General features: G+C 64.9%; 12 protein-coding genes and 1 pseudogene. 2 read left to right on the forward strand and 11 right to left on the reverse strand.

The genetic code is table 11. The features are described 5' to 3' along the window. Positions 1–62: 62 nt before the first annotated feature. The 4 genes from E4P29_RS13690 to E4P29_RS13705 all read right to left on the reverse strand — a co-directional run bounded on the left by E4P29_RS13690 (position 63) and on the right by E4P29_RS13705 (position 9,698). Entirely contained in the window at positions 63–1,034 is a 972-nt protein-coding gene (locus E4P29_RS13690) for a hypothetical protein (protein WP_135045401.1), read from the reverse strand. A 314-nt stretch (positions 1,035–1,348) separates the two neighbouring features. After that, positions 1,349–4,561, reverse strand: coding sequence for an arabinosyltransferase domain-containing protein (locus E4P29_RS13695; RefSeq protein WP_245154317.1), 3,213 nt, complete (start codon positions 4,559–4,561; stop codon positions 1,349–1,351). A gap of 180 nt (positions 4,562–4,741) precedes the next feature. After that, the gene (locus tag E4P29_RS13700; RefSeq protein WP_245154311.1) at positions 4,742–7,918 is read right to left on the reverse strand and encodes an arabinosyltransferase domain-containing protein; all 3,177 of its coding nucleotides are present in this window, start codon (positions 7,916–7,918) and stop codon (positions 4,742–4,744) included. A 10-nt stretch (positions 7,919–7,928) separates the two neighbouring features. Beyond that, positions 7,929–9,698: a glycosyl transferase gene (locus E4P29_RS13705; RefSeq protein WP_135045407.1), complete on the reverse strand. Its 1,770-nt coding sequence runs from the start codon at positions 9,696–9,698 to the stop codon at positions 7,929–7,931. 406 nt (positions 9,699–10,104) lie between these two features. Here E4P29_RS13705 and E4P29_RS13710 point away from each other — a divergent pair, with 406 nt between their 5' ends. Next, entirely contained in the window at positions 10,105–10,884 is a 780-nt protein-coding gene (locus E4P29_RS13710) for a hypothetical protein (RefSeq protein ID WP_245154312.1), read from the forward strand. Here E4P29_RS13710 and E4P29_RS13715 read toward each other — a convergent pair. The 5 genes from E4P29_RS13715 to E4P29_RS13735 all read right to left on the reverse strand — a co-directional run bounded on the left by E4P29_RS13715 (position 10,860) and on the right by E4P29_RS13735 (position 17,564). Then, positions 10,860–12,065, reverse strand: coding sequence for a GGDEF domain-containing protein (locus E4P29_RS13715; RefSeq protein WP_135045409.1), 1,206 nt, complete (start codon positions 12,063–12,065; stop codon positions 10,860–10,862). The two genes, E4P29_RS13710 and E4P29_RS13715, sit on opposite strands and share 25 nt — an antisense overlap. Positions 12,066–12,144: 79 nt before the next feature. Continuing rightward, on the reverse strand, positions 12,145–13,173 hold the full coding sequence (locus tag E4P29_RS13720) for an Rv1355c family protein (RefSeq protein ID WP_135045411.1): 1,029 nt from the start codon (positions 13,171–13,173) through the stop codon (positions 12,145–12,147). Between the two features lie 175 nt (positions 13,174–13,348). After that, entirely contained in the window at positions 13,349–15,346 is a 1,998-nt protein-coding gene (locus E4P29_RS13725) for a galactan 5-O-arabinofuranosyltransferase (protein WP_135045413.1), read from the reverse strand. Between the two features lie 5 nt (positions 15,347–15,351). Then, the gene (locus E4P29_RS13730) at positions 15,352–16,116 is read right to left on the reverse strand and encodes a decaprenylphospho-beta-D-erythro-pentofuranosid-2-ulose 2-reductase (RefSeq protein WP_032381093.1); all 765 of its coding nucleotides are present in this window, start codon (positions 16,114–16,116) and stop codon (positions 15,352–15,354) included. After that, positions 16,113–17,564: an FAD-binding oxidoreductase gene (locus E4P29_RS13735; RefSeq protein WP_135045415.1), complete on the reverse strand. Its 1,452-nt coding sequence runs from the start codon at positions 17,562–17,564 to the stop codon at positions 16,113–16,115. Before E4P29_RS13735 ends, E4P29_RS13730 begins: the two co-directional genes overlap by 4 nt. 68 nt (positions 17,565–17,632) lie before the next feature. On the opposite strand from E4P29_RS13735, the gene E4P29_RS13740 reads away from it, so the two are divergent. Next, entirely contained in the window at positions 17,633–18,130 is a 498-nt protein-coding gene (locus E4P29_RS13740; protein WP_230593552.1) for a GtrA family protein, read from the forward strand. Positions 18,131–18,327: 197 nt separating this feature from the next. Here the strand turns inward: E4P29_RS13740 and rfbC are convergent, their stop codons facing one another. Next, complete coding sequence (gene rfbC, locus E4P29_RS13745) at positions 18,328–18,915, reverse strand: dTDP-4-dehydrorhamnose 3,5-epimerase (protein ID WP_135045417.1); 588 nt, start codon at positions 18,913–18,915, stop codon at positions 18,328–18,330. Continuing rightward, positions 18,912–19,168: pseudogene (locus E4P29_RS13750) on the reverse strand (glucose-1-phosphate thymidylyltransferase); the annotation flags it as partial. The gene rfbC and the pseudogene E4P29_RS13750, both read right to left, overlap by 4 nt.

Below are 19,168 nucleotides of genomic sequence, written 5' to 3' on the forward strand. Positions count from 1 at the left end.
CTCCTCGAGCCAGTAGCGAATGAATGCGGTTTTGTTGCAGTTGGAGTGCTTGCAAGAGACATTCATCCGGTCGACGTCGCGCCCTGGCGAAGAACGAGGTTCGGACGGGGCCGCGCCAGAGCCTGTTGATAGCCGGTCCGAAGATCCGCGAGCACGCGCTGGGGGTCGTCCCGGATGTCCTGCGGCAGATGTGACACCACGATCGCACCGTGGCGTTGCAGGAGAGCTCGGCGCGCCATCGTCTTCGCATGATCGATCGGCGAGAGGTGATGAGCGAGGGAGTCGATCTCCCATACGAAGCAGACTGTGTCGAGGAAGCCGTCGGGGCTACCGAGAAATGTCCCGCCCGAGGTGAACAGCCGGGCATTGTGAATCATTGGTGGGAGTCCGCTCGATCGGTAGAGCCGTTGAGCGTCCGCCTCGGCGACGGAGTGGGCGTTTCCTTCCAGATCCCTGATCGCCAACCGTGTCGATGCGCTGTAGCGTCTCGGTCCTTCCGCCAATTCGATTGCCAGCTCTTCGAGTGATGCCGCACCCCGTCTGATGATCTCCGCAATCACTGCCGTGCACTGAGATCGTCCGCGTAGTGCGCGGGTCGCGTCGACAACACTCCGGGATATCGGAGCACAGCGCGGACCGTGGTCGAAGACGGCTTCGGGCATGCGCCAGGTGCGTTCGGATCGGACGAATTTGACGGATGCTCGCTGCATCTCGTTCGGGACGAGAATGTGAACTTCGTTCGACGGTGGATTCGGTCCCAGGCCGTGCACACTCAATGCCGCGTTCCCAGTGAGGATGCTGTGTGGACCGCCGTACGCCAGGGCAGCAGCCATTCGCTGTCGGTGAGATGGGAAGCCGTTGTGTAGCAGCACCACCCCTGGCAGCAAGTGCTGCCAGGGTCCGCCGGCTGCGCATCGGCCGGCTACCGTCCCGTCCGCGACACCGGCCGCGCGAAGCTGTGCCCTTGTCACGACGCCGTGATCGGCGACGTCCTCGAGCATCGATAGGTCTGTGGCCCAAACTCCCCGTTTCATGCCTCGACTGTCGAACGCGACACTGACACTTCGACGCCGAAAACGGCCGTTCAGGGTTCCCTGTGGATGGTCGACGAGGTTGTGCGCAAATGTCTCGAGGGCTGTCTTGTCCACCGGAAACTTGTCGGGGGTCGGTGGTAAGCCCCCGATCCATCGATCGTGCGCCGACCCCCGCTCCATCGGCCTTGCGCCAACCCCCGTCCGGATGAATGCGGGATTCAGTCAGTCTGAGTGCAACAAAGGGACATTGATCCCACAGGGAGCGGGCGACACCACACGGAGGGGGCGGGCCAATCTACGGAGGGGGTGGACAGCTATTTCTCGAACACTCGTAGCTTTCCGTCTTCGTAGAATCCCGATCGCGTGGTTTCCCCGGTTTGCAGGTCGGCGGGCACGGCGTTGGGGTAGTACTGCTCGTAGCGCTCGAGTGAGCCCCAGTCCCTGGCCCAGTCGTTTTTGAGGTAGGTGGGGACGGCGACCGGCTTGGCGAGTAGTTCGGACCATCCGAGCGGTCCGCCGTTCTCGCCGGATTGCCAGGTGTCGGTGGAGCTGACGGCCAGTGGGCGGTCGGGGAGGATGCGGTAGCCGGGTACCTCGGCGACGCCGTAGCGGTGGTCGAACGGCCGTTGGCACGGAAATTGGAGTCCGACGGCCCAGTCGAGCAGAACGGGTTGTTCGCTGCCGATCATGGTGTTCAGATTTTCCATCACCGGCACTCGCGGCGGGGTGAATGCGAGCCACTGGTCGCCGGTGAGGTTGGGGTCGTTGGCGACGATACGGACGGCGTCGGCGTCGGGTGCGATGTCTGCCAACGGAACTCGCAGGTTGCGCCACGACGGTGCGGGTCCGATGTCGCGAGGCAGGTAGGTGCCCTGTGCCTGGACGCTTCCGTCGGGCTGACGCTTGCCGTATTCGAGCAGGAGCGATTGGCCGTAGGTGAGGGCACCGGTGTCGTCGTAGGACCAGATACGTCCGGCTGCAGAGAACACGACGAGTGGTGCGTCGTCGCTGCGGGCGGGTAGTTGGTACCAGCTCGAGGTGGCCTTGGCCGGTTCCTGGATTCCTTCTTGGTAGGAGCCGAGGACGGGTGTGGTGGCGGGGTCGAGTCCGAAGGGTAGGGCGGCGGTGGAGCCGTTGACGCCCAGTGCGCCGGTGCCTCCTGCTGTGCCCGAGCTCTGGCCTTCCTCGAAGGCGGGTCCGACGGCTTGTTGGTCGGTGTTGCCTTGTCCTGGTTTGACTTCCACGGCGTCGGCGCTGAGGTCGCTGGGGATGCCGTTGGCGGTGAAGTTGCGCAGGGTGTCGCTGGCTCCGCCGAGGGGGCCGGCAACGGGATCGAATTCACCCGGCAGTGGGTTCAGTACATCAGCGTTGGGGTCGGCTTCGACGAGCACGTCGTTGGCGAGGCCGCACGAATTACCCAGTACCGATTGTACATTGGAGCGTGCGAGAGAGTAGGCGGGGTATTGAGAGACGGCACCCTTGACGAGGGAAAGGACCTCGAACAGCACCATCAGTCCGGCGATGACGGTCAGCGGCGCGGCGGCGAACGTGCGGATGCGTTTACCGCGCGCAGACGTCGGCTTCGGTTGTGGCGGTGCGTATCCCTCACGTAGGTACTGGAATGCTGCGACGGCGAGGACCAGTCCGAAGAGGACGAGGAAGAGCGAGCCGGATTCGTTGCCACCGAGCGAGACCGTCTTGTCGAACCACGGTACGCCGTAGCTCGAGACGTACCAGTATCCGTTGATGCCCGAGAACGACAGTGCCAGAACGAACATCAGGCCCGCTGTGAACAGTGAACGGTTCCGGCGTGAGCGCAGTGCACTGGCCGAGACGGCCACTGCGGTCAGGGCGGCGAGGCCACCGGCGATTCCGGCGTAGGAACCGAAGTGGTGAGTCCACTTGGTGGGGTTGAACATCATGAAGAAGATGGTTCCGAGAACGACACCGAGCAGTCGCCACGCAGGCCCGTTCGCGATGCCGGGAATGCGCCGGCGGCGCAGGAGCACGAACAGTGTGGTGAACAGGCACAGGAGCATTGCGAGGAACGCGAAGCGGCGGGCCACGGAACCGTCGACGGTCTGGACGAAGAGGTAGTAGTACCGCAGGAAGTCTTGGTACCAGGCCTCGTTGGGGCCGATGATGGTGCGCACTCGGGTGGATTCGATGACCGTCGCGAAGGTCTGGTCGGCGAACACGACGACGAGGACGAGTACTCCGGCAGCGGCCAACGGTGCCAGCATGGCGAGGGTGCCGACCTGACGGTGACGTCGGACCACGATGCGAGCGATGGGCCGGGCTCCGGCGAGAAGCGCTGCCACACACATCAATCCGGTGGGCGCGGCAGCCAGGGTGAAGGCGCCGATGAGGCAGGCCGCTGCGGCGGGAAGCAGTCTGCCGGTGGCGATGGAGCGTTCGATCGAGCACCAGGTCAACAGTGCACCGAGGGCGACGATGGGCTCGGGACGCAGTCCGTTGTTGTACGGGAGCCAGAAGGCGAGGAACACCAATCCGCCGGTCCACAGCGCCACGTTCGACTTGCGTACCGCGCGCCCGAGTCGCGGCACCACCTCACGGCTGATCACCATCCAGCACAGGACTCCGGCGATCAGGGCGGGCAGGCGCATCCACGGGCTTGCAGTGGAGATCTTGGCGAACACGGCCAGGACGTCGTAGTACCAGCCGAACGGAGCCTCGGGGACGCCGAACCAACGGAAGTAGTTGGCCATGTAGCCGGAATGTTCGGCCGCGCGGGCCATGGTGAGCAGATAGCCGTCGTCGGAGGTGTTGGCTCCGACGAAGTGCCAGCCGACGAGGACTCCGAGAACCGTGACGTCGACGCCGGTGAACTTCCACCAGTGGGACGGGAAGAAGCGGCGGTGTGCGCGGCGGTCGGTGCCGTCGAGCCGTGCGAGTGCGCCCATGGCCAGCAACGTGCAGGCGATCGCCAGCACCATGATCAACGACTTCAGGATGGTCGGAGTCGACGAGAAGCGGGAGTCGACGTCGACGGTGACCGACATGTCGGCCGGGGCCGCGCCACTGAGATCACTGAAGATGCCGACGACCTGCGGACGGAGGTCGCCGTCCAGCCGACCCTGGACGGGTTGGCCGCTCTCGTCGGTCAGCCCGGTGAAGGCTGCGGAGGTGTACTGGTCGTTCGAGGTGATCTCGATGGCGGCGCAGCGTGTGCTCTGGACGTCGGCGCGCGGTGCCGTCGCGACGACGACGTTGCGGTCGAGCACGTCGACATTCGACTCACCGACGCGAACGAACAGGCTGTTGAGGGCTGCACCCTCACCTTGCGGGGGTGCGGTCGCCAGCAACAGCCCGCCCGACGCGGGTAGTGCGGCCACAGCAGAGCACGGGAGGGTTGCGGACAGTCGCAAGGGTGCCTGGGACACCAGTGGGGCGTCCACGTCCTGTAGGAGGCCGTTCTGGGGCCATTCGATGCTCGCGGTGGTCTGCGTGACGGGTGCGAACGGAGTGATCAGTGCGAACAGCACGCCGAGTATGCCGGCCACCATCGCGATCAGCCGGGGAATTCGTACCTGAGCACGAAGTTCGTCCGAGGCTCCGAGCGGAGCGGGGACGGGGGGACCAGCTGATGAATCTGTCACGACGTCGGGCACGATTGTCGATGTTATGCGAGCGTGACTTCGAGGTCACACAGGCGCCGTCCCCGGATCCGATGGAGAAACAGGGAATCAGCCGGTCTTCATCGGTCCGTCGCTGGACAGTCCCGACCGAGACTGTTGCTCGACGGTGATCCGGGCGGTCGCGGCAGCCGGATCGAGTGGCGTGTATCTCTCGATCGACCCCCAATCGCGGGCGTAGTCGTCGGCGAGATACGACGGTAGCGTCTGGGCACCGAGAAGCAGTTCGGTCCACCCCAGCGGGCCGCCACCGAAAGAATCCTGCCAGGCGTTGGTGGATTCGGCTCCGGTTCGGTCGGGCAGGATTCGGTACTTCGGCACCTCGGCGACGCCGTCGAGATGATCGAACGGACGCTGGCACGGGAACGCCAGTCCGACCGCCCAGTCGAGCAGAACGGGGTCGGTGGACCCGACCAGAGAATTCAGCGTCTGAGTTTTCGGGACACGTGGGGGTGTGACGGCGAGCCACTGATCTGCGGCCAGGTCGTTGTCCTCGGCGACGATGCGAACGACGTCCGCGTCGGCGGGTAGGTCGCTCATCGGCACCCGCAGGTTGCGCCACGACGGTGCCGGGCCGATGTCGAGAGGCGTGACACGGCCGAGTGCCTGGATGTCGCGGCCGTCGCGACGTCCGTATTCCAGTTCGACGCGTTGGCCCGGGGTGACGATACCGTCCTTGTCCACCGAACGAATTCGGCCTGCGGCGGCAATGGCGATCAGGTCGCCGCGGTCGGTGTCGAAGAGCTGGTACCAACCGGAGGTCAGTGACGCGGGTTCGGTGGCTCCGAAGCTGCCGAGGACCGGGGTCGTTTCGGGGTTCAGTCCGAACGGCAGAGCGACTGTGCTGCCGTTGATTCCGACGTTCTCGTTGGTTCCGCCCGAGGTGCCTGCGGAGTTCGACGAGGTGGCCGACGCGCTCTCTTCGGAGTCCTCGGGGCGGATGGAGTTGGCACTGCCCTGGGCGGTGTCCTCGGAGTCGGCTGTGAGGTCCTCGGCGACGCCGTCCGGGGTGAATCCGGTGCTGCCACCTGCTCCCAGCGCGTCCGCGGCGGGGTCGATCGGCTGCAGGACCGATCCGTTGACGTCGGTCTCCACCTGCACGTCACCGGCGAGTCCGCACGAATTGCCGGCGAGTGCGGAGAAGTTCGAACGTGCGATGGAGTACGCAGGGTATTGCGCCACAGCGCCTTTGGCGAACGAGAGCACTTCGAATGCGACGACGCCGCCGGCGACGATGGTCAACGCGGAGGGTGCGAAGCGTCGACGCGTGGTGGTTTCTGCTGTGCGATAAGGCAATCGGACGTGTTGGTACGCCGCGTACAGCAGGGTCAGCACTGTCAGGCCGAGCAGGATGGTCGAGAAGCCCTTGCCGGCAATGGACGGCGGCTTGTCGAACCACGGAATGCCGTAGCTCGAGACGTACCACCAACCGTTCGAGCTGGTGAACGCCACAGCCGTCAGGAACAGCACTGCGGCGGTGAACAGCGTTCTGTTACGCGGGGATCGGACGGTAGCCGCGGTGACGGCCACCGCTGCCAGTGCGCCGAGAGACGCGGCGAGACCGGCGTACACACCGAAGTGGTGGGTCCACTTGGTGGGGGTGAACATCATCAAAGCCAGTGCGCCCAAAACGATTCCGAGTATCCGACGCGATGGCCCGGTGGCGGTTCCGGGGATGCGTCCGTTCTTACGGAGCATCACCGCGATGCAGACGACGATGCACAGCAGCATCGCGAACATGCCGAATCGTCGGGCGAGCGAGCCGTCGGGGGAGATGGTCATCAACGCGTCCCAGCGCACTCGCTCTTCGAACCAGGGCACGTTGGGTCCGAGAGCCGAGCGCACCCGGGTCGCTTCGAGCACGGTGCTCAGAGTCTGGTCGGCGAAGATCGCGATCACCACGGCAAGTCCCGACGCGATCAGGGGCGCGAGCACCGCGAGCGCGCCCACCTGCCGAGCTCTTTTGACGACGATCATCACGATCGGGCGCAGTCCGGCGAGCAGCGCGGCGACGGCGATCAGTCCGGTGGGTCCGGCGGCGAGGGAGAAGGCGGCGATCAGCGTGCCCACCGCGGCAGGCAGCAGTCGTCCGGTGGCGATGGCCCGTTCTATCGAGCACCACGTCAGCAGCGCGCCCAGGGCGATGACGGGTTCCGGGCGCAGTCCGTTGTCGTAGGGCAGCCAGAAGGCCAGGAACACCAGGCCTGCGGTCCACAGCGCTACTCGGTTGGTCAGTACCGCCCGCCCGAGGCGGGGGATGACCTCGCGGCTGATGACGAGCCAGCACAGCAGTGCGGCGATGGTGGCGGGCAGACGCATCCAGATGCTGGCGGTGCTGACTTTGGCGAGAGCGGCCAGCATGTCGTAGTAAGGCATGCCGAACGGTGCTTCGGGAACGCCGAACCAGCGGAAGTAGTTGGCCATGTATCCGGCGTGCTCGGAGACGCGGGCCATGTTGAGCAGGTAGCCGTCGTCCGAGGTGTTGGCACCGATGAAGTGCCACAACACCAGCACTCCGACGACGACGGCGTCGACGCCGGTCACCGTCTTCCAGCGCGACGGCAGGAAGCGGCGGTGACGTCGACCGTCCACGCTGTCGAGGCGATGCAATGCGAACAGGGAGGCGACGACGGCCAGCGCGCCGACGATCATCGCCAGGAGTTTGAACGTCGTCGGGGTCGAGGAGTAGCGGGAGTCGATGTCCACGCGCACGTTCAGACCGTCGACCGGCGCGGTGAGATCGGTGAAGATTCCGACGACCTGTGGCCGCACGTCGCCGTCGACAGTGGTCGCCGCGCCGCCGAGGTCGACCACCGTGCGAGTGGCGTTCGAAGAGATGGTCAGCGCGCAGTCCGAGGCCAAGTCGGACACGGGAGCCTCGGCGAGAACGCGATCGCGCAGCAGTACCTGCAGCCGACCGTCGTCGACCCGGACGGTCAGTGCTCGCTGCGCGGTTTTCGCCGCCGCGATCGGAGCGGTCGACATCACCGTGCCACCGCCGTCGAGCCGAGCGGCTGTACTGCACGGGATCGTCGCGTCGAGTTCGAGCGGGGAGTAGCTCACCAGCGGAGCGTTGACGCTGCCGAACGAGCTCTGCGGCCACGACAGCGTGGAGACGTCCTGCTGCACCGGCAGCAGGGGAGTGGCGATGGCCAGAACGGCACCGATGATGCCGGTGACGATCGCTATCAGCCGGGCGGTCGTCAGGTTCGGAGCGGTCGCAGGCACACCGGCGATGCTATTGGACGAGCGAGCGCACATCCCACACCCATACGCCGCCGGTGTATTGCGGCTGGACGTCGAGCAGCTCGGTGACCGTGCTGCGCAGGGCGACGGTGTTCTTGCTCGGCGGAAGTACCACGACGTCGGCTTCCCAGAAGCGCATGTCCTGCGCCGCCTGGCTGCGCTGATCAGCGGTGATCTCGGGGACGGTGCCGGAGTCGTAGACCGAGCCGAGCAGCAGCGCCGTCGGGCGATCCACGGCACCGTACTTGGCGACCTTCTCTTCCTGATCGCTCGGTCCGACGAAGTATCCGGCGGCCAGCGTGAAGCCCATGTCCGCGTCCATCTGCCAACGCAGCGGCCGGGCGTCCTCGGGTCGTGGCAGTGGGACGGTGACGACGGAACCGTCGTCGACGTAGTTCTGCCAGTCGCCGTCGGCGAAGAATCGGGGTGTGGGGGATTTGTCTACGGTGACCAGCGGCGTCGGGATCAGCGGAACGAGCGCGAGGGCGAGCCCGGCGATCCAGAAGGCAGGCAGTGGTCGTAGTCCGTTGCGGAACGTCCGGTCGGTGGCCAGGACGAGCAGCAATGCCAGTGCGGGGACCGCACCGAGGGCGAAGCGGGTCTCGAGGACGGATTCGACGAGTGGGTATTCGGCGAGTTTCGTCCACGGCAGGGTGATGCCGGTGTCGTTCTTGCCGATCATCAGCGTTGCGCCGAGCGAGAGCACGCTCATGACGACGGCCGTGGCGGCCGCGGCCCTGGCGCAGGCGACCCGCCACATCCACACCGCTGCGACCAGGCACAGCACCAGCAACGGCCAGCCGAAGTACGCGTTCTCCTCGGTGGCGTTGATTCGTACGTTCTGACCCGGAGTCGCGACGCCGCCGATGGATTGCGTCGGGAACTGGAACAGCGCTTTGGCGTCGTTGCCCATCGGGCCGTGTTCGAGGAAGGAATACGACTGCGGTCCGAAGAACTGCCACCACAGCGGCAACGCGACGAGGGCCAGCGCGATGCTTGCCGATACCGCGAGTCGGGGTGCGGCATTGCGGACGGCCGGCCACAGCGATCGCGGCCGGGACAGGTAGTAGACGACGGCGAAGATGCCGAACGACATCGCGAAGATCAGTAGCGGTTCTTCACCGAGCAGGATTTGCAGCGCGACGATCAGGCCGAGCCCGACGGTGTTCTTGGTGGTTCCGCCGCCGTGTGCGATGCGGGTGACCAGCATCGCGATAACGGGGAGCAGGAACAGCACCACGAAGTTGGGGTGGCCGTTGGCATGGGAGATGGCACCCGGCGCGAAGCCGCACAGCGCGCCGCCCATTGCGGCGGCACCCTTGGACGCGTTCAGCTGACGCGAGAACAGCCAGTACCAGGCGAACGAGGTGCCGGCGAGGCCGGCGGTGAGGGCGATCGCCCAGGTGACAGTAGGTCCGAACAACAGCGTGATCGGAGCGAGCGGGATGGAGATACCGAACATCGCCGTGTTCGCCATCAGATTCACCCCGAGCGGGTAATTCTGCAGGTCACTGGACAGTGGATTGTCCAGGTGCGCGACGGCATGGGCGGCGACGGAGAAGAACCACTCCCACATCGTCTGGTCCTGGCCGCTGTTGTAGAGGTAGCCGCCGTTCAGATTGCGCCACTGGCCCTGCAGGACGTACACGGCGGCGATCAGAAATCCGACGGCCGCCACGAGGTCGCCACGCCCGACGCCAGAGTGTCGAGCCGGTGCCGTGGTCGGCTGCCGTTCGAGAACGCTCTGGTCGTGGGTGGTCATCGCGTCGAGGTTACAGAAAGATCACGGTGGGCGAAAACTCGAATTGCATGAGTCACACGATTGGGTACAGGGCCTGGCCGCTGGTCACGCGACAGCGCAGTACGTCAGGTCGCGGATCCGGCCGGATCGTTCTCGGAGCCGGTGAGAGCTGTTCGACCGTCAGCGCTCTCGACAGTCGGTCAGCTGCTGCTTGTTACTTGTCATAAATTGCATTGTCTATTTAGCAGAGAGACTCAGTGACGAAGCACAACGATGGTGCGCAAAAAGAACTGCAAGTATGTTCCAACACCAAACCCTGGGCTGGTCGCTTGTTTGTTGCACAATGAGTCCGACGATTGTTCATAAATCAAACAAGACACTCGACGTGCCCCAGAAGGGTTGTCGAGTATCACCCAGGAGTTCACCGATGACGACCCCCGTACTCCCGACCCCCGGCTCGGCAAACGCGCCGAGCTCACAGGCAGACGAACCCACCGTGCTCCGCCCTGTTCGAGTAGGGCTCGATGTCGGTCCTCGGTCGACGCGTTGCGCCGGTGGAACCATGACATTGACGGCCGCGACGCCGTCGGGCTCCCCGGAACTGTGGACCCGCTATGTCGAAGGAGCGTGGGAGTCGTACTCACGCCATGGTGTCACCGCCGCGCTCGATATGGACGAAGTCGCCTCCGGCGCAACGACGACCTTGTTCTACGTGGTACTCGACAGAGCAGGCCGGATGCTCGGCGGCGTCAGAGCCCAGGGCCCGTACACGATGGTCGAGCAATCCCACGTGTTGACCGAATGGGAGGACTCGCCTGGATTGCCGCTGGTTACCGAACTGTTGCACGCCCGGCTCTCCCGCGGGATCGTGGAAATGAAAAGCGCGTGGGTCGATGCGGGGGCCGCTGGGCGGACGGTGTCGAATGTCCTGGCTCGAACAGCATTGCCAACGCTCGAATCGACCGGTAGCCGATACCTGTTCGCCAGCGCGGCCGATCACGTCCTGCGTCTGTGGGAGAGCTCCGGAGGGCGGATCGATCACGCCATCCCGGCGGCGGCGTACCCGAGCGAGCACTACCGGACCGTCATGATGTGGTGGGACAGGCACACTCTGGCCGACACCGCGAGGCCTGAGGTGTGGCAGTCGATGGTCCGCGAGGCTCGCTCGTTGTGTGGAGACGTTCAGCGCGTCCGGTCGGTGGCCTGACCGCTGGTGGAGTCTCTGGGCCGGCTCGTCCGCGTGTGGCCGGACTTGGGGCCGCCCATCCAGGCGATCGTGAGTGTGCCTGCGTGGCATGCCCGATCTCGACCGTCGGCTTTGGCGCGGTAGAGCGCGGCGTCGGCGGCACGGACGACGGCATCGAGCACCTGATCGAGACCACCCGATTCGCTCGACGCAATGTCTGCGGTGGGCAGCGCCGGGTCACCGGGTGCGACGGGCCGTACGTCGAGTGTCACTGTTCCGATGCTGACTGTGACCGTGCAGTCGGACCGAACTCGATCGAGTATCTGCTGTGTGAGTTCGTGACCGTCTCGATGCGGGGCAAGGATCAGGAACTCTTCGCCACCGGTCCGAGCGACGACCGAGGCGTTGTCGCCGACCTCCGTGTGTACAGCGAGGGCCAGGGTGTCGGCGACTGCTGCGAGCGTCCGATCCCCGGCTGTGTGACCGGCGGTGTCGTTGACGGTCTTGAAGTAGTCGACATCGACGACGAGAGCAGACAGCGGTTCACCCCGCTCGCAGGCCTCGTGCACGAGGAACTGGGCATTCGAGAGCAGTCCACGGCGATTGACCAGACCGGTCAACGGGTCCGTATCGGCCAGCCGTTGCAGTTTCTCGTTGACAGCGGACAGGGTTCGGCGCAGGCCGCCGATGAGCGCGACCGGCACGAGGACCGTGGTCGCGGCAGCACCGATCGCAACGGCGGCTACCGCCCACCCGGAGGATCCCACACTGACCACCGACAGCACCGTGGCCATGCTGACCGAGACCGCCGACAGGCCGGCGGTCACGCGCGGCGGTGAGCTCGATGCGGCGATGGTCGGGACGATGGCCAGCATCGAGGTCACCGCTCGCGTTCCGGCCGGATCGGCGATCAGATAGGCGCTGATAGCGACTCCGGCCATACCGCCGAAACCCAGGACGGCAAATTGGCGTTCACTCAGCCGTCCCACTTTGGCAGCAAAGAGCACGGTGACAGCGGTGAACGTCAGCACCCCGATGAGAACCGGAAGCGCGTTCGGCCGCAAGAACGTCGGAGACAACAGAGCAATAGCCAGCAGCGGTACCGCACCGGTGGCGCTGGCAATGACTGCGGTAGTGCGGGTATCGAGCCGTGTCCGCCAGGAGTTCGCGCGCCGACGAGACGACTTGTCGATCACGTTCATCGGATGGGTTCCTCGGATCAATGTCGGGCGAACGCCATGAAGAGTATCTGTCGACGCCTCCGGCCGCTGGTCTGCCCGTTCATCCATTCGCAGTGTCGGCTGCCGGGTCGAGCCCGGTGCGCACCAACGCATCCAGGTCGATTCGCCGCCGACCGGACGGGAGGGGTTCACCGCGGCCGAATGTTCTCACAGCAGCGGTCACCGCGGCACCACCGAGCGCGACGTCCCCGCCGAGCTGTGGCCAGGTCGAGAGCGTGCTCCCGATTTCCGGTACCGACGCAATCATTCTCGCGGTCAGTTTGCTCGGGTCGAGCAGGGTTGCTGCGATTGTGCTCTTCTGCTCGATGGTCATGTCGGCCACATCCACGGTCGTGATGTCTCCGAGCAGTCCGTGGAACACCGGGCGGTCGGGTTCGAGATCGAAACGTTCGACATCGAGTACGCCACCGTCGCTGGTCTCCATCACCACGGGAATACCGCGGGCGCGGGCGTGTTGGCGGACCAGCAGTTTGGTGTCGATCGAGTCGCATTCCTCCACAACGAGATCGAGCCCGTCCAGAAAGTCGTCGAGCGTTTCTACCGTCACACCGTTCGTGAAGACCTGCACCTTCAGGTAGGGGTCGAGTTCGGCGATCCGTCGGGCCGCGACGATTGCCTTGTTGACGCCCAAGTCGAACACCGAGGACGGGACACGGTTCAGATTCGAGAGATCGAGTTCGTCGAAGTCGGCCAGACGCAACTCGCCGCACAGTCCTTCCAGCGCGAGGGTGTGGGCGACCGAATGGCCGACGCTCAACCCGACAACCCCCACTCGCAGGCCTCTGAACCGAGCTTGTTCTTCGGAAGTGATCTTGTTTCTGTTGCGGTCCAGTCGTAGCCGATCGAAGCCGCGCGGCCCGAGGACCCGCACCAGGGTGCGCCGCCACGGGTAATGGACCCACCGCGGCAATTCCTCGGAGTCGACGGCCGTGGCGGGAAGCAACTCACGTAGTGAGGCGAGCTGATCGAATGTCGTGTCGACGACACCGACGGTGGGATCATCGAGCAGAGCACGGACAACCGAGTCCTGGTCACGCTCGGATGGGTCGAACACACTGTGCTCCGACATTGCTGAGGCTCCGCATCTTGTGGGACGACTGTCGACGACAATGACGTCGATCTTGTCCGACGGGCCTGGAGGCATATCAGACTGCTTCACGTTACTAAAGACTTGCTGGGCAGGTGGGCCGCACTCGCTCGCCTTTCTTGACTACCCGAGCCGGATGCGTTGTGAATCCCAAGCGTCAAGCGGTGCGCACTACCAGCGCGAAGGGCCCGATGTCGGTCACAGTGAAGCGTGGATCCTCGAACAGCGACTCGGGGAAGGTGACGGTGTAGCGGCGCACGTTGGGGTCGTTGGGGTAGACGTCCTCGGCCAGTCGCAGGGTGTAGCCGTCGGCACCGCGGCGGAAGAGGAAGGCATCGGGGGCGCGCCACTGGCTGGTGTCGAGCGCCTCGATCATCTGGTCGGGACTGTCGAGCTCGGTCCACCGCTCGATGGCGTCTGCTCGCTGATCGAACTGCGCCAGTGGATTGGCGTAGTGCGACGTCAGTCCCTGGAAGCCGAAGTACGGGTAGTAGCTCAGGAACGAGGTGTCCGCGGTGAGCAGGACCGTCTCGTCGCGCGGTCGACCGGTCTGTTGGGTCAGTGCGTCGTCGACCTCGCGGTAGTACGACACAGCGCTCGGCGGTCGCATGTCCGCGCGGTTGCCGTCACCGTCGGTGTCGGAGTACGCGACGGTGATCTCGCTCTGCAGTACCTGAGGGATGTTCTGCGCGAAGGCCATTGCGCCGATGATCGCGACGACGACGGCAGCGATCCGAAACTTGGGTGGCTCGTTGATGGCCTGGTAGATCGCGTGGCTGCCTTCGAGGAAGCCGAAAACGCCTGCGCTGCCGAGCAATACGATGAGAACCGCTTCGAGTCGGAACGAGAGCAACGTGGTGCCCGCAGCCGTAGCCGCCATGGACAGCAGCGTCCACAGGTAGACCGCGACGACGCCGACCCCGAGTGCCTGTGCTCGACGCGACGAGGAGAACCGTACTGCGACCCATACCGTGCCGATGAGGCACAGAATGCCCATCATCGAGAACTCGAACATAGGGAAGGGAAGCGTTGCACCGGCCTCGGGCAGGTAGTGCAGTGCCGTGCCCGATGTCGACGGTGCGCCGCGGAGGAAGTCGACGAGATACGGCAGCCACACCGTCGCCGCTATGAGGCCCGAGATGACGGCGATCGCAGCCACTTTGATTGCGATGGGAATCAGGGCCCGCCAGGTCCTGCGCTCGCGATAGGCGAGAACGGCGGCGAACAGGGCCATCAGCACGACGGTGAACGCGGCCAGACCCAGGTACAGCGTGTAGAACGTCGCGGCCAGGCCGAGGAAGAGCCCGGTGCCGATTACCGCTCCCCAGCCGCCTGCTGCGCGTCCCCCCGTGGGGATGAATGTCCCATTCTTGCCGTCTGACCGACTGGATGCCACATTCATCCCGACGGGGGTGGCCGCTCCAGCCCCGTCGGTGACAGAAGTGACGGGCCGATGCAACGCGCCCCAGGCCAAGAGCAATGCCGGGGCGAACAGCAGCACGATGACGGCGCTGTAGGCCTCGGGGGAGGCGTAGGCGACGACGAGTGCGGTCGTGACAGCACTGACGGCGACCGCCCAGTCGCTGCGGATCAAGGCCTTCCACAACACGAACGCGACCACCGACGTGACGGCAAGCAGTCCGATTGCGTACGGCTTGAACACTTCCCAGCCGTCCATACCCAGCAGGTTGCCGACGCGTCCACCGAGCCAGAACCAACCGGCGGGGTAGAACGGTGGGATGTCGGCGTACGTCATGTCGCGCAACGACGCCGAATCCGTCAGACGCGTCAGGTATTCGGTGCGAAACTCCTGGTCGACGGAGATACCGAACAGGTACAGCTTGGTTGCCGCCAAGGGCATTCCGAGGGTGACGGTGACGAAGCCGGAGAGCCCGACCCACGCTGTGAGTCGGGCGATCCACGGCCACTCGCGGTTTCGGTACAGGTAGATCGACGACGCGAACAGGGCCGCGGCTACCACCTGGCCCAGAGTTGTCAGAGCGCGAGTGACGTTGGACGAGTTGAACGCCGGCCACTGAACCAGTGAGAAGGCGTACAGCCCGACCGTCGCCACCACGACTGCGACGAGCGCACCGAGAACGATCTCCCCGACGGCAGAGGCGGTTCTGCGAGCCGGTGCAACCCCGTCAGTCATCGAGATCAGATGGGCAGCTTGCGGAAGATCGGCCGCGGTACGTGCCGCAGCACCATCATCACCAGACGCCACGGTGCGGGAGTCCAGATGAGCGGAGTGCCCTTACGCGATGCATTGACCGCGAGCTTCGCGATGACCTCCTTGTCGACGGTCATCGGCGCTTCCTTGACGTGGGCGCTGAACTTGGTGCGCACCATGCCCGGACGAACGACGGTGACCCGAGGGCCGAACTCGCGCAACGCTTCTCCGAGTCCGAGGTAAAAACCGTCGAGGCCGGCCTTGGTGGAGCCGTAGACGAAGTTGGAGCGGCGAACCCGCTCGCCTGCCACCGAGGACATGACGATGATGCGGCCGTACGCCTGCGCCTTCATCTTCTCGCCCAGCAGCACGCCGACCGAAACGGAGGCGGTGTAGTTGATGTTCGCGGCGAGGACGGCCTTGCGCTGGTCCTGCCAGAGCTGCTCGGCATCGAAATCGACGGCGAAGGCGACGATGGCGACGTCGACGTCACCCTTGGCCCAAGCGGCGTCGATGACCTTCGGGTGCGACGCGGTGTCGAGTGCGTCGAAGTCGATGACGTCGACGGACTTCGCGCCCTTGGCGGTCAGCTGGGCGACGGCGCTCTCGCGCAGTGGGTCGTTCGGCAGCGCAGCGAGGATGACACGTGCCGGAGACTTCGACAGGTACTCCTCGGTGATCGCGAGACCGATCTCGCTGGTGCCACCCAGAACGAGAATCGTCTGGGGGTTACCTACGGCGTCTATCGTCACAGCAGTTCCAGCCTTCTAGCCATATCGGAGGCGAAAACGCCTGTGGGGTCTACAGATCGACGAACCTTGATCCATTCGTCGATCCGCGGGTACATCGAGTGGAACGTCTCGGCGTCGGTGCGCGAATCCTTCGCGGTGTACAGACGACCGCCGAACTCGAGCACACGCTTGTCGAGTTCGCGGACGAACTCGTTGAGGCCTGGCTTGATCGGGAAGTCGACGCAGATGTTCCAGCCTGGAATCGGAAAGCTGAGTGGCGCTTTGTTTCCGGGCCCGAACAGCTTGAACACGTTGAGGAACGAGTAGTGGCCGGACTTCTGGATGTCGACGATGATCTTCTTGAACTCGTCGATGGCCTCCGGGGGCACCACGAACTGGTACTGCAGGAATCCCTTGGAGCCGTAGGCGCGGTTCCACTCGCTGAACATGTCGAGTGGGTGGTAGAACGCCGTGAGGTTCTGGACCTTGTTGCGGTAGTTGCCCGACTTGCGGTACCAGACCTCGCCGACGGCCGAGAAGGTGTACTTGTTCGCGAGTCCGTTCGGGAAGATGTCCGGGAACTTCACGAGCGGCTTCGCATTGAAGCGCAGCGGATCCTTCTGCAGCTTCTCGGGAAGCTGGTCGAGGCGCGCCAACGATCCACGTGAGAGAGCGGCGCGGCCGAGCTTGGGGGGCGGGGCCACCGCGTCGAACCAGGCGCTCGAGTAGTCGTAGTTGTTCTCACTGCCGTCGCTATGCAGGGCAATGGTCTCGTCCAGGGTGCTGGTGACATCGCCGTCGGCGATGAAATAGGCCGTTTCCGTCGGCGTCATCTCGATCGTCGCGCGCAGGATGATGCCGGTCAGGCCGTTGCCGCCGACCGTCGCCCAGAAGAGCTTGGCGTTCTTGCCGGTCGGCGTCAGGTGACGGATCTGACCGTCGGCGGTGAGGAGTTCCATCGAGCGGACGTGGTTGCCGAAGCTGCCCGCGCTGTGGTGGTTCTTGCCGTGGATGTCCGTGCCGATGGCTCCGCCGATGGTGACCTGACGGGTACCCGGAAGCACCGGAACCCACAGACCGAACGGCAGCGCTGCGCGCATCAGTTGGTCGAGGTTGACGCCACCGTCGACGTCGACGATGCGCGTCGACGCGTCGATGCTGTGAATGCCGTTGAGGGCATTCATGTCGATGACGAGTCCGCCGGAGTTCTGCGCGTTGTCACCGTAGGAGCGGCCGAGGCCGCGGGCGATGACGCCGCGTCGGAGGTAAGCCGGCTTGGAGCCGTTCTGCTCGGCGACCTGCTTGACCGCGTTCGCGATGAGCTCGGGGTCGGAGGTCGAGAGCACCTCGCCGGTGGAGGGCGCAGTGCGGCCCCAACCAGTGAGTGTGCGGGTCTGCGTGGGTAGCGGCGCAGTGTTCCCGGCCTGTGGTTCCAGGGGGAAGAGTGCGTCGTCGGCTGTCGTGGACATCGCTCAAGAGGGTACCCGCATTGCGGTAGCGGCTAATGTCAGTCCTCGTGTCCACCCCTGATCGCTCCATCGAAGACGGCTCCGGGAACGACGACTGGTCGCCCGAGGACGACGAGCTGCAGCATCACGTCCCGCTGCCAGTCGAGCTGCCCCTGACCGAGAACATCGCCGACGCGGCCCTCGACCTCAAGACGCAGGTAGTGCGGTTTCTGGCGACGGGTGTGCTGTCGGCGATCGTCGATCAGGGCGTCAACCTGATCCTGCATTTCGTGTTCGGCGTCGGGGTGACTCTGGCCAAGGCGATCGGGTTCGTGCTCGGCACCACCACGGCGTACCTGATCAACCGCCGGTGGACGTTCAATGCGGCACCGTCGCGTGCTCGGTTCTTTGCCGTTGTCGCGCTGTACGGAGTCACCTTCGCCGTCCAGGTCGGCATCTACACCTGGCTCTACCAGGTTCTTCCCGACGGCTTCTGGTACGCCAACGTGGCCTTCGTCGTCGCGCAGGGAACGGCGACGGTCATCAACTTCCTGGTACAGCGGTTCGTGATCTTCAAAATCCGTTGACCACCCCTCGTGCGCGTTTTGCGTACCTCCAGGGGCGCAAGACGCGCACGAAGGGGGTGGCCGGTTCGGTCAGTTCCGCAAACGCGAGCGCATTTGCCACACGCTCGCGGATTGGTCAGCGATTCCACGCGCGCTTGGCGAATGCGCTCGCGTTTGCGCCGGATGCCCAGTCATCCAGCTGACCCACGTACGAAGGATCACACCTCGAATGTGGGCAGGTTTCCTGCTTCGAGGGCTTCGGCGAGGGTGGGGGCGGCTTTGTCTTTGTCGGAGAGCTCGTAGGTCAGAGGCGATCCGTCGCGGCCGGTGGTGGGCCAGTCGATGCCCAGGGCGGGGTCGAGGGGGTTGATGTCGCGATCCAACGCCGGGGTGTACTCCAACGAACACAGGTACATGACGGTGGAGTCATCTTCGAGCGAGAGGATGGCGTGGCCGAGTCCTTCGGAGAGGAACACTGCTTTGCGGTCGACGTCGTCGATCAGCACCGAATCCCATTGCCCGAACGTCGGGGATCCGACGCGCAGGTCGACGATGACGTCGAGGAACGCTCCGCGGGCGCAGGTGACGTATTTTGCTTGCCCGGGTGGGTTGGTGGTGAAGTGGATCCCGCGCAGGACTCCGGCGGCGGAGACCGAGCAGTTCGCTTGCTTCAGATCCAACGCGCGGCCGGTGGTGTCTTCGAAGAGGCTCGCTTTGAACCATTCGAAGAACACGCCGCGGTCGTCGCCGAACTGGCGTGGGGTGTATTCGTAGGCACCGGATATTTTCAGTTCACGAAAGGTCATCTGTTTCCTCGGTCGATCAGGTCCAGCAGGTAGCGGCCGTAGCCGGATTTGACGAGTTTCTCGGCGCGGGCGCGGAGTTCGTCGTCGGTGATGAATCCGCGTCGCCAGGCGACTTCTTCGGGTGAGCCGATCTTGAGTCCTTGGCGTTGTTCGATGGTGCGCACGTAGTTGGAGGCGTCGAGGAGGGAGTCGAAGGTGCCGGTGTCGAGCCAGGCGGTGCCGCGGGGCAGGACTTCGACCTGCAGGCGGCCGG

This window comes from Rhodococcus sp. 1R11 (genome assembly GCF_004563845.1).
Lineage (GTDB): Bacteria > Actinomycetota > Actinomycetes > Mycobacteriales > Mycobacteriaceae > Rhodococcoides.